The following is an 11738-nucleotide window of genomic DNA, read 5'->3' as shown; positions in this document are numbered from 1 at the left end:
CCGATAACCCTTCACAGCCTTCCTGGATCGAATAGCTCATGCGAAATAACCAGCCCATCACTCAACGCGAACGGACCTTCCCGGCGCAGCAACGGTTGATCTCTACCACCGATGCGCGCGGCGTCATCACCTATTGCAACGACGCCTTCATTGAAATAAGCGGTTTTTCCCAAGATGAACTGATCAAGTCGCCCCACAACACCGTGCGTCATCCGGACGTGCCGGCGGCGGTCTTCGAACACATGTGGGCCACGCTCAAGCAGGGCCTGCCGTGGATGGGGATCGTCAAGAATCGCTGCAAGAACGGCGACCACTATTGGGTCAACGCTTACGTCACGCCGGTCTTCGAGAACAAGCAGGTGGTGGGCTTCGAGTCCGTGCGCATCAAGCCAACCGCTGAACAGGTGCGCCGCGCCGAAGCACTCTACAAACGCCTTAACAGCGGCAAAAGTGCCGTGCCAAGCCGCGACAAATGGCTGCCGATGTTGCAGGACTGGCTGCCGTTCATTCTGGTCAGCCAAGTGAGCTTTTTGATTGGTGTGTGGCTGAATTCCCATTGGGGCTTCCTGCTCGCCGCCGCGCTGTCGGTCCCCCTTGGCCTGCTGGGGTTGAGCTGGCAACAGCGTGGCCTCAAGCGCCTGCTGCGCCTGGCCGAGCAAACCACGTCCGACCCGCTGATCGCGCAGATGTACACCGACAGTCGCGGCGCACAGGCGCGGCTGGAAATGTCGATCCTCAGCCAGGAAGCGCGTCTCAAGACGTGCCTCACCCGCCTGCAGGACACCGCCGAACACCTCAACGCTCAGGCGCGTCAGTCCGACACCCTGGCCCAGGCCAGCTCCTCCGGCCTGGAACGTCAGCGCGTCGAAACCGAACAGGTCGCCACCGCCGTCAACCAGATGGCTGCGACCACCCAGGAAGTCGCCAATCACGTGCAGCGCACCGCTGACGCCACACAGCAGGCCAACGAGCTGACCCGTCGCGGCCGCGAGATCGCCAGTGACACCCGCGAAGCCATCCAGCGCTTGTCCACGTCGGTGGGCGAAACCGGCCTGACCGTGACTCAGCTGGCCAAGGACAGCAACGAAATCGGTGGCGTCGTCGATGTCATCAAAGGCATCGCCGACCAGACCAACCTGCTGGCCCTCAACGCCGCCATCGAAGCCGCTCGTGCGGGCGAAATGGGTCGTGGCTTTGCCGTCGTCGCCGATGAAGTCCGACAACTCGCCCAACGCACCACCGAATCCACCGGCCAGATCCACGCCCTCATCGCCAAGCTGCAACAGACGGCCACCAATGCGGTGCAGACCATGGACACAGGCCGGCGCCAGGCTGAAGAAGGTGTCGAGCAGGTCATGGAAGCCGACAGGGCGCTGGTGGGCATCAGCGACGCAGTGGCCAACATCACCGACATGACCACGCAGATCGCCGCTGCCACTGAGGAGCAAAGCTCGGTCGCAGAAGAGGTCAGCCGCAACATCAGCACCATCGCGCACCTGGCCGACCAGACCTCCGACGAGGCCCGTCGCTCTGCCGCGCTCAGTGCGGAACTGACCCACACAGCCAACACGCAATACTCATTGGTGGAGCGCTTTAACCGCTGAGTGATTCACGGGTTTAACGAAGGCCCCGGCAGATCGTCTGCCGGGGCCTTTTTGTTTGTGTCGGGGTTTAAGTAGGACATTTCTGAAAATCATTTGGGAGTGCGGTTTTTGGTTTGTAGCGGGGGGTTGGGTGTTGACAGGATTTGTAGAACTCTATTAGTTGATTATTGAAAGACGATAGATAGTTACCACCATTGGTGGAGTATTTGTTGATCTGGATAATTTAATCTTATGTGCACGCTTTCTGCGGATCGAAGCGGAGAGCTGTGCTTGATGGAGTTTTTTATGAATGAGCAATTTCCTCTCAGCGCCCCGTTTGCAACCACAGCAGATCCTATCGACGGACTTTTACAAACCGGAGATTTAACTCGAGACGTTCCCGTCGAGGTCATGATTTGGGAGGGTGCACGTCCAGGCTATCGTGTGCAATTGAGACTTGACGGGGATCTCATTGACACCCCGGTTGTAGTGCGCGACCAAAAGCCTGGCGATATAATGCAGCTTCAGCTAAGTCACAGCTTGTTGTGTCGAAGCCGCAGTTATTCCCTCAGTTATGAAGTCACAAATAATATTAATGGAGTAACTCGCGAATCTCCCGTCGCAGCACTCAAAGTAGACCGCACAAAACCCGGGGCCACCCTCCTCGCCCCCCTCATCTTCCCCACCGCCACCCTCGGTGATCAACTCATTGGCCTCCTGCCAAGCTACGCCGGCATGGCACCCGGCGATGTCATCCAGACATTACTCAACGGCGTTGCAGGCCCGTCCCATAAGGTCGAGGCGGATGAGCTCACCCTCGAACCTGTCGAAATCGCGTTCAGCCGCGAACACCTGCAAGCCCATGCAGCCGAAACGGTGTCCGTCGAGTACTTCGTCACCGACCGGGCGGGCAACGTCTCCATCACCAGCCTCCCGACCCTGGTTTCAATTAAATTGTAACCGGCGTTCGCGCCATTCATCTGAATACCAAAAGTAACCACCTCCACGCTAATGCGTGGAGGTTTTGTCAACAAATTCGCCCCAAGAAAATAATTTAAATTATTTTTGGGTATCTCGACTCCACAGAACCTACATCTCCGTAGGAAGTGTCTGATGGACTACCAAAATTTTATAGACTACGCGCGATATATAAGTATTCAAATCGCTCAAAAAACCCGTGAAAATGGCCGGAATCACACATTAAAGATCTATTCAACCGCGAATTTTTTTCAAAGAAGCCATGCAATCCCATGCACTTCGCTTGTTTGACAGTACTATTTTTCGAATCGATCATAGGCATGTGCAGCGCCGCAGTCCTACAAGCAAGCGCACAACACACAATCCTGTAATCCTCGCACTAGCGATCTGATCAAGGAGTTCCAATGGAAGATGAAACGGATATCCAGCCGTCACCCCACTCACAACCGATCGAGCCAGATAACAATAAAAAATTAACAGTACCAAACCCGAAAAATACCCGCAGGACCAAACGCAAACCACCCGGCAAGAGTTCAATCCCGCTCTACGAAGATCTGCAAGCGGTGCCGACCGTGGCCAGGAGTGCGGCTGAACAGGCGATGGTCTACGCCGGCCAGCTTCAAAACGCCCCGGGATTTCCCTGGCATCACGAAATGAAGGACCCACCTCCGGCGCCTGTATTCGAAGCGCCTTTCATCACCGGTGCCGACCCCGAAGGCCCGACCGACGCCCAGTTGAACGTGGGCATCTACATCAACATCCCGCGCTCTCCGAAACGGTGGTTTGGGGATCACCTGAAGCTGCGCTGGGGCCACAACACGTTCTACACCACCGTCGGCAAGGTAGAAGGTCGCAAAGGCCCTCGCCTGGTTCAGTACCTCAACGATGAAACCCTCGCGGACTACGAGAGCGGGTGCGTCGAGGTGCGCTACGAAGTGGTGCGGCGCGCCAGGCTCGTGGGCATTTCGGAAACGCTCACCGTCAACCTGCCCCGCCTGAGGAAGCGACGCGGCAAAGGCTCGCCCCTTGGCCGTCCACCGCGACGGCGCAGGATGCAGCCCAAACCCTGAGCCCACGTAAAAAAGCCCCGACTGCATCGCTGCAGCCGGGGCTTTGGAACCGCGTTTCAATCAACCGACGCGAATGTCAGAACGCCAGACGCACCCCCACGTTCGCACCCCAAGGCTGCTCAACATGCTCACCCTTCATGTAATCGAAATCAGCGTGCACCTGGAATCGCTCGGACAGCGACACCGAAACACCTGCGCCCAATTCCGCGCGGGAGCCGAACAGGTCGTTGTCAAAACGCTGACCGTTCACGCTGACGTCATTACTGCGGGAGAACTCATGGGCCATCGCCACCCGTGCGTACGGTTTAACCACGCCGCCGTCCTTCAGCGTGAAGCTGCGCCCCACGGTAGTGCCGACCTTGCCCAGCATCGACTGCGTCTGGTTGGTCCTGGCCTGCATGCCGTTGTCCAGCGCGTAGCTGCTGCCATCGATCCAGACGCTGGACACCTGCGCGAACGGCTCGACGAAATACTCATCGCCCAGCTTTATATGCTTGCCGACTTCCAGCGATCCACCCAATGCCTTGCTGCTGTAATCGCCTTTGGCTTTGGTGCCATCGCTCATCGCCACCTTGGACTCGTTATGGAACTGGTTCAGTTTCACCACGCCGTCCAGGTAATAACCGCCCTCCGACAACCACGTGCCATACGCGCCGACGTAGTAGCTGTCGACCTGACCCGACGTGCCTCTGCCGATGTCCAGATCCGACTTGCTGTAACCGCCCATCAAACCGAGCAACACCTGACCGCTGCCCACCGGCACGGGCGCATCCGCACCGAACGACAGACCCTGCTGCTTCTGACTGTAATCAACGCCGGAATCCAGCGCCGCATTGAAACGACTGCCATAGGTACGCATCCAGCCGCCGCCCTGCCCTTGGCCGCGCACCTCCCCCATGCGACTGCGCAACGTCGTCAACTCGCTGTTCCATACCGTCGGTGCGGTATTGAACAACGCCAGCGCACTTTTCGTGGAAGGGCTGATCTCCTTGCCGGAGCCGACGATAAACCAGTCAGAGCCCTGGCGTTCGAGCTCGTAGGAATACACCCCAAGATCTGCCCGACCGCCCACCAGCCCGAACTCCGCATCCCCGCCTTCGGTGTGAACCACCCGAAGCGGGTCGAACTCGGCGGGGACGGCTTCGGTGCCGGTATTCTGGATACGCAGTCGATGCTTGCCCGACGCCTCCCCATTCACGCTGAGCAGGTCGCCGGTGCCGTCGTCGAGGTTGATACGCATATCGAACAGCCCGGAGCCGGACAGCTTGCCCAGCGAAAGCGAATGAAAGCCGTCTCCGGTGAAGCCAACGCTGCCACCGTCCAGCGCGAGCGAATTAACGCTGTTATCCGCCGCAAGCTGCCAGCGACCACTGGAATCGATGGTCACGGAATCGCCATTGACGATATTCCCGTTCAACTGCCCGTGATTGCGCAGCACCACGTTGAGGGTGCTGGTGTCATCGGCGACGAAATCGCCGGAGAGGGTGCTGTTGGTCACTTTTACATCTGCGGTGCTTTCCTGATTGACATCAATCAGAACACCGTTGCCTGCCTCCAATACCGAATCATCAGCGATGAGGATATCCGCAGTGGTCTTGTCAGCGGACGTCGCCGACCGCCTGGTAACCTCGATTGCGGATCCGGTTCGCGCGGTAATGGTGGACGCATTAATTTCCAAGAAATTGGTCTGACTCACGAGACCGTGCGTTCCGTTGATTACATTAACTCCGCTATCCTCTCCGATCACATGGCTGCCTTCAAGCACATGTGCGACACCTCCCGACAACTTCAAGCCCCCGTTTCCGGCCAAGGATGCTGAAGTGCCTAAGCCTTCAACCCGCGTGGACTTCAACCAGATTTCACCCATGGCAGACACCATGATCCCGTAGCCGGCTCCTTTAATTGTGCTACCTGAAACATGGGCGGTGGAAAGCGTGGTTGGATCTTTTACGTTCATGATGAGCTCTAGAGCCGCGCGATCGCTGCGCATGACGCTTGCATCATTTATGTTGGCTTGACCACCAAAAATCTCTACACCTCCTTTAACCTCCCCATCTTTGACGTTCAAGGTTGACTTATCTACACCCACCCAGTCAGCAACTCCGCCCGGAAGAATATTGATGACACCATCATTGATCACGCTATAGCTCGCGAGGCCGCTCGATGCGCCCACGGTGTGGATGACCCCGTCCACCACCGTGACTTCTCGTTTTACGCCTGTCACTTCTAGCAGGGTTTTCCTGACACCCGCAGCGATCGGGCCTGTTGTTGGTAACAGTTCGCTTGCATGTACCGAATTTAGACTCACCACCGGACCCATAAGGCCTAACGAGAGTGCGAGCAAACTACATCTGAAACTTACCAAGCTTTGTACTGCTGACACGAGACTTCCTCCAAATCATGAAACCTGAAGTCTGCGGATTGTAGATAGAGCTAAAAGAAAATTTAAAAAAATATTGTGTGGGAATTTTCCCAAATATTTGAGCTACACGTCCTACGTTAAAAAACCGAAAGGCCTTATATTCAGGGCATAACGCTATAGAAAGCGGCATGAGTTTTTTTAAATGGGTTTGGATGCGTCCTACATAGAAGCCTTTAGTCCTACGAGGCCGGGTCGAAGCCCACGTTGCCACCCGGTCATTTTTAGTATTAGTTAGATTGAGAACTAGGGAAATCCAGTTCAATGACATGCGACCCGAATCCTTTCGAAGATCGCAAATAAGAACTACGAGGAATTTTTATGAATAATGTAAAACAGACCCCCACCATCATTTCCACCCGATCCGGACGCGCTCCAGTTCCAATCGAAGCGCCAGACATCGCAGTCGCGTTTCACGATCAAGACAACTTTGGATTAGTCCCGGTTACAGCACTTGATACTCCAATCCCTGTTGACTTGAAGGTCTGGGAGGGTGCAGAGGCAGGCTATAAGTATCAGCTTCTCTGGGATGGCGAACCCTACGGTCCAGAAAAAATTATCCAGCCAGCAGAGCGACCAGGGAGTCCTCTTACTCTGGAAATTCCAGTTATGTTGCAAACCGAAGGATTTCACAGTCTCGCCTTCCGAACGTACAGCCCAAATACCACTGTTGAGGATTTTTCTGACATTTTCCCCGTGATAATAGACCGTACGGCCCCAGGCAAACCCCAACTCGCCGCTATTCAGTTCCCAGTAGAGGTCCAGAATGGCTTGACTGCCGCGGAATTGACGCGTCTTGGGGACCAGCTGGAGGTTGAGGTTGCTGGCTACACCGGCATGGCCAAACACGATGTCATTGAAAGTTATTGGGGTGATGCCGCAGGCCCAACCGCAACAGTGACTCAGGATGATATGGGACTTAATAAAGTACTCTTCAATTTTTCGAAAAACTTTCTTGAGACCATTCCTGCCGGGCCCCATGACGTCAAATACAAAGTGACGGATCGCGCAGGCAACACATCCGAATTTTCGATCGAGTCCAGCATTCTCTTGTTACTTGAAGAAATCCCGGTCAACTATCCGGCTCCTATCGTTGACCCCGCCGTTGGCGGATTGATTGATTACGTGGAGGCCCGTCCAGGCGTGAAGGTAGACATCCCTCACTATCCAGGTGCGGCAGCTTTTGATCAGATCACGTTGTATTGGGGTGAAGACACGCCTATGTTCCCAGTGCAACTACCCCCTGGCGATGAAGACGAGGACATCGTTATTTCATTCCGTGTGCCATTCGAAACCATTGCTGTGAAGCCAGTAGGTGAAGTCTCTGTCACCTACAAGATAACTAGACAAAATCAGCTGAACGGTTCCTCACTTGCAGCAGAGATCGATGTATTTCTCACGTTGCCTGTGCCAGAACCTACATTAGCGCCCGTCGTTCAGGGGACCAGCCTTAATAGCCCTGACAAAACCGACAACTTTATTGATGAGGAAGACTACGAACTTAACAGTCGCGCCATCGTCCAGTGGAATGATGAGTTCAGGCTCAATGATAATCTGAACCTTTTCTGGGGAGACCAACAAAGACTTCAGTGGCACCAAATTTCGGAGGAGGATGTGACGGCTCAAAAAGACATCGTCATCCCTATCGTCAACTCGATCATGAAGGCACAAGGCACCGGTGCTGAAATCCCAGTGCGTTATACCGTGGTCCGTGACGGGAATCCCAATCCGACACCCTCTCCAACCCAGACAGTGACAGTGCGTTCCAGGGAAGAACTGCCCGGAGGTGCCGATGGTATTGATGGACCCGTATTTGAGCTGACTCCGACCGGATACATTTCACTCGTGGTTGCACCTAACGGCACCAGAGGATTGATAAAACCCTATGTCAATATTTCAACAAACCAAAAACTGTTCTTTACCTTCAAAGGCTTCGACCTGACAAATACCCCAATCGAAGCAGCTACATTCACCGCGACCCGCGAACTTGATGAACAAGATGTCCTGAACGGCTATAGCTTCCAGGTGCCTTTCAATATCTTGCGGACAATCTGCGTCGGATATTGTGAAGCCTATATCCGAGTAGAACCTGCTGCTGGAAGCAATCAAAGCGCAGTGACTTCACGTATCACTCGCGTACCGGTTGACATGCGACGCACCAATGAAAGCGCGTGCACCCTGCGCGCTTAACTTAAACCAAAATGCAGTTGATCAAGGGTGAAATATTCTACCCTTGATCAATTTCAACTGAGGAAATCTAATGAACGTACAAAATACCCTAACAACAAGAGCCCCTATCCCCTTGCAACTGCCCAATGTACCAGTTGCGCTTGAAGGTGGACTGCTACCCATTGAACAACTTACTGCCCCTGTCAAAGTTAACTTCCCGGTGTGGGAGGCTGCCGAGACCGGCTATACCTACCAACTCGCATTTGATGGTGCGAAAGTTCCACCCGAGAAAATCATTCTAAGCACGGACAGACCAGGGGACCTTTTGGAAGTGGAAATCCCGGTTGACCTGTTAGCCGAGGGGCCGCATCGCGTGGGGTATCGGATTTTCAGCCCCAATACCCAGTATGAGGTCTATTCGGAGACCATTCCGCTCATGGTCGACCGAACCGCCCCAGGCGCACCTCAACTCGCCCCCATCATCTTCCCCGACGTCATCCAGAACGGCCTGACCTCCTCCGAGCTGGAAGGCCTCAACAATATCCTCCCGGGCAAGATTGCAGGGTACAGCGGCATGGCCGCTGGCGACGAAATCCGCACCTATTGGGGTCCGCTGGAGGGGCCGATGACCGTCGTTGATGCCAACGACATGGGCCTGAACCGGGTGATGGTGGACTTCACGCGTCCGTTCATGGAACAGGCGGACTGCCAGACGTCCGCGGTCACCTATACCGTCACTGACCGCGCGGGCAACGTGTCGATGGTCTCCGATCCGGTGATGATCCAGCTCGACCTGGGGATGCGCCAACCGCTACCGGCACCGGTCATCCGCGAAGCCAACAATCAGATCCTGGACCCGGCCGATGCGGTGAATGGCGCCACATTGGTGATCGATGCCACGGCTGATCTGCGCGAAGGCGAAACGGTCATTGCTCACTGGAATGGTCCGAAGGGCAACGATCGGCAAGAGAACATCATTTCGGCCGCTGAAGCCGGGCAGGCCCTGGCGCTGGTGTTCCCTAACAGCGTCGTCGCGGTCAATGACGGGCAAAACGTCGAGGTGTCATACACCGTGACGCGCGGCAGCGGCATCGTGCAGGAATCGGCCAAACTTGCGCTGAAGGTCATGAGTGCTGCGCTGGAACTGCCCGCGCCAACGGTCGACACGGTCGGGCCAGACGGCGTTCTGCGTCCTTCACTGATTACCGGCTGGGACGCGATGGTGCGTGTCAGTTATCGCGGGATGGACCCTAGGGATCTGGTGCGAGCGCGCTGGGTCGGCGCACGCACGTTCGAGACCATGATGATGAATGTCGGCAGCATGAAGGAACTGGTCTTTGGCGTGCCCAAAATGTTGATCGAGATGAGCATCGGCAGCACCGCGACCCTGAACTACATTGTGACGCGCAATGGCGTCGACATGGAGTCCGAGCCCCTGCAACTTCAGGTGCGCGAGGGCATGATGTTTGACACGTCTCCGGTGACCCTGGCCGGTAAGGTCTACCTGCTGCCCGCTTATCCGGATTTGCTGCCGGCATTCCCGAGTGGTACTACGGTCCATCGCATCGCCAGCGGCGGTAGCCCTCCTTATACCTATTCGACCAGCGATGCGAAGGTGGCCGTCGTAGCAGCGTCCGGCTGGACATCGGTGCGCGGTAACGGCGTGGCAACCATCACCGTCACCGATTCAGCAAGCGAACAGCAGAGTTACGACGTAACCGTCACCGGCGTCATCGAATGCCACGGCATCGGCTCCGGCAACCTGACTCAAATCTCCAACGCCGCGAACCGCATCGGCGGGCGCATCCCGAGCATCCATGAGCTGATCGAGATCTATAACGCCTATGGCAACCGCTGGCCGATGGGCAACGGCAACTATTGGTCCTCCACCGTTGCCAAGAACGTGTTCGGTGCGAAGTGGTACTACGTGAAGAACCTCAACACCGGCAAGGATTTCAAACTGCTGCACATCAATGGCAGCCTGGGCGTTGCAGTTCGCTGATTCGCCAGTTCGCTAATCTGTAATTCGCGCGAGCCTGCGAGCTTCACCACCTGGCTTCAACGAAATAAGCAGCACCCCCTTTCAAAGACGTCGTCGCCACCCGACGGCGTCTTATAAGTGTGCAGTGCCCACCCAGCCCCTAAAACCCATTCACGGAAATCTCGGAAAAATGCCGGCAAAACCACCCCTTCAACGACCGCAGGCAGCGGCGGCGCGCGGCACGTTCAGCGCCACTGTCAACGGCCACCCTTTCATCACCCATAGCCTGAGTGCCATGGCGTGCCTGCGCCCGGGCCGGTCGGATCCGACCACGTGCCGAATCTGGAAGATCCTCGCCACCGGCACGGTTCGTCGGCACCGCACCATGATCGGCCTGTTCATCGACGAAACGGTGCAGCCCGGCAACCACAACCTGCTGCGCAACGATCAGATCACCGTTATCTATCACCTGACCCCCACGCGGATGGCGAAGATTTATCACTCGCGTGATCTGCAGCAAGGCAACCTGACGCTGCTGGGCTGCGATGCCGCATCCGGCGCACTGCACGGCAACTTCGAGTTTGCGGTCCCGACCAAGGACTTCCACGTGACCGACGGCCGGTTCGACCTGGTCTGTGACCTAAACGCCGAGGAACATCCCGCTATCCGATCAGCCGACGCGCCATAAGCTCGGCGATTTCCTGCATGCACGCCTCGACACTGAGGCCGGATGATTTCAACGGCTTGAGGTCATGGTTGGCCGTCGGCACCCAGTGCACGTCAATGGCCTTCGACAGCTCGTACGCTTCAACTGCCTCTCGATTGCCCAGCGCATCCCGTTCGCCCTGAATGATCAGCGTCGGCGTCTTCAGTTCCGCCAGGTGCGCGACCCGCGGCTTCTCGGGTTTACCTGCCGCGTAGAACGGGTAGCCCAGACAGAACAACCCATCGGCTTCCACGTCGTCAGCAATAACACTGGCCATGCGTCCGCCCATGGATTTGCCACCGATCGCCACTCGCCCGCTCACTCCCCCACGCACCGCGGCGTACACCCCGTGCCAGCACTCCAACAGTTTTGGCTGAGGATTGGGAGGTCGTCTGCGCCCGTCGATTCGGCGCTGGGCCATGTAGGGGAATTCAAAGCGCAGCACGCCAACACCCAAGGCCGCCAGACGCGTGGCGATGTCGTTCATGAAGTCGCTGTCCATCGGGGCGCCCGCGCCGTGGGCGAGAATCAGCGTCGATGGTGCATCCACCGCCGGGCCGGTCGGCGCATTCCAGACCCAGCCGTGCTCGTGCGCCAGTTGCGCGCAATGATCGGCCGTTCGCTTCGCCGCCTGTTGTTTGCTCATGCCGGTCTCTTCTTTCAAAACATTGATCACCCACCGACTGAGGCGGGCACCACGGCCGCCATTATGCAGCAACGTCGGCGTGCCATGACCCTGCGCGCCAATTGCCCCGTGCCGACAGCAAGGGTTCAGCTCCCAGGCGTTATTCTGGCGCGGCACTTCGGCAACGAGCACCGAATCCTGAGCGCC

General features: G+C 56.7%; 8 protein-coding genes. 6 read left to right on the top strand and 2 right to left on the bottom strand.

Annotated elements, in window-relative coordinates; translation table 11 throughout:
• The first annotated feature begins 38 nt into the window (after positions 1-38).
• The 3 genes from SLW75_RS06540 to SLW75_RS06530 all read left to right on the top strand — a co-directional run bounded on the left by SLW75_RS06540 (position 39) and on the right by SLW75_RS06530 (position 3631).
• Positions 39-1604 carry a methyl-accepting chemotaxis protein gene (locus tag SLW75_RS06540; RefSeq protein WP_369319277.1) on the top strand — a complete coding sequence of 522 codons (1566 nt, stop codon included), beginning with the start codon at positions 39-41 and terminating at the stop codon, positions 1602-1604.
• 285 nt (positions 1605-1889) lie between these two features.
• Positions 1890-2543, top strand: coding sequence for a hypothetical protein (locus SLW75_RS06535; protein ID WP_410933953.1), 654 nt, complete (start codon positions 1890-1892; stop codon positions 2541-2543).
• Positions 2544-2965: 422 nt separating this feature from the next.
• Positions 2966-3631, top strand: a complete 666-nt coding sequence (locus tag SLW75_RS06530) for a hypothetical protein (RefSeq protein WP_410933952.1) — start codon at positions 2966-2968, stop codon at positions 3629-3631.
• Between the two features lie 76 nt (positions 3632-3707).
• Here SLW75_RS06530 and SLW75_RS06525 read toward each other — a convergent pair whose 3' ends face one another.
• Positions 3708-5621 carry an autotransporter outer membrane beta-barrel domain-containing protein gene (locus SLW75_RS06525; protein WP_410934364.1) on the bottom strand — a complete coding sequence of 638 codons (1914 nt, stop codon included), beginning with the start codon at positions 5619-5621 and terminating at the stop codon, positions 3708-3710.
• A gap of 750 nt (positions 5622-6371) precedes the next feature.
• On the opposite strand from SLW75_RS06525, the gene SLW75_RS06520 reads away from it, so the two are divergent.
• The 3 genes from SLW75_RS06520 (at position 6372) to SLW75_RS06510 (ending at position 10888) form a co-directional block, all read left to right on the top strand.
• Positions 6372-8240, top strand: a complete 1869-nt coding sequence (locus SLW75_RS06520; protein ID WP_410933951.1) for a hypothetical protein — start codon at positions 6372-6374, stop codon at positions 8238-8240.
• 70 nt (positions 8241-8310) lie between these two features.
• A complete protein-coding gene (locus SLW75_RS06515; protein ID WP_410933950.1) occupies positions 8311-10221 on the top strand; it encodes a hypothetical protein in 1911 nt (636 codons plus the stop codon).
• A 169-nt stretch (positions 10222-10390) separates the two neighbouring features.
• Positions 10391-10888 carry a hypothetical protein gene (locus tag SLW75_RS06510; RefSeq protein ID WP_192130089.1) on the top strand — a complete coding sequence of 166 codons (498 nt, stop codon included), beginning with the start codon at positions 10391-10393 and terminating at the stop codon, positions 10886-10888.
• Here SLW75_RS06510 and SLW75_RS06505 read toward each other — a convergent pair.
• On the bottom strand, positions 10863-11552 hold the full coding sequence (locus SLW75_RS06505) for an alpha/beta family hydrolase (RefSeq protein ID WP_410933949.1): 690 nt from the start codon (positions 11550-11552) through the stop codon (positions 10863-10865). The two genes, SLW75_RS06510 and SLW75_RS06505, sit on opposite strands and share 26 nt — an antisense overlap.
• Positions 11553-11738: the final 186 nt, after the last annotated feature.

It is taken from the genome of Pseudomonas sp. W5-01 (assembly GCF_046540435.1).
GTDB lineage: Bacteria > Pseudomonadota > Gammaproteobacteria > Pseudomonadales > Pseudomonadaceae > Aquipseudomonas > Aquipseudomonas graminis_B.
Note: the sequence above shows the minus strand (reverse complement) of the source record. Positions and strands in the feature narration are given on the sequence as shown.

Coding starts and splice junctions, on each gene's coding strand:
- SLW75_RS06525 (WP_410934364.1), bottom strand. CDS start 5,621: ATGCGCAGCGATCGCGCGGCTCTAGAGCTCATCATGAACGTAAAAGAT.
- SLW75_RS06530 (WP_410933952.1), top strand. CDS start 2,966: ATGGAAGATGAAACGGATATCCAGCCGTCACCCCACTCACAACCGATC.
- SLW75_RS06505 (WP_410933949.1), bottom strand. CDS start 11,552: ATGAGCAAACAACAGGCGGCGAAGCGAACGGCCGATCATTGCGCGCAA.
- SLW75_RS06520 (WP_410933951.1), top strand. CDS start 6,372: ATGAATAATGTAAAACAGACCCCCACCATCATTTCCACCCGATCCGGA.
- SLW75_RS06510 (WP_192130089.1), top strand. CDS start 10,391: ATGCCGGCAAAACCACCCCTTCAACGACCGCAGGCAGCGGCGGCGCGC.
- SLW75_RS06540 (WP_369319277.1), top strand. CDS start 39: ATGCGAAATAACCAGCCCATCACTCAACGCGAACGGACCTTCCCGGCG.
- SLW75_RS06535 (WP_410933953.1), top strand. CDS start 1,890: ATGAATGAGCAATTTCCTCTCAGCGCCCCGTTTGCAACCACAGCAGAT.
- SLW75_RS06515 (WP_410933950.1), top strand. CDS start 8,311: ATGAACGTACAAAATACCCTAACAACAAGAGCCCCTATCCCCTTGCAA.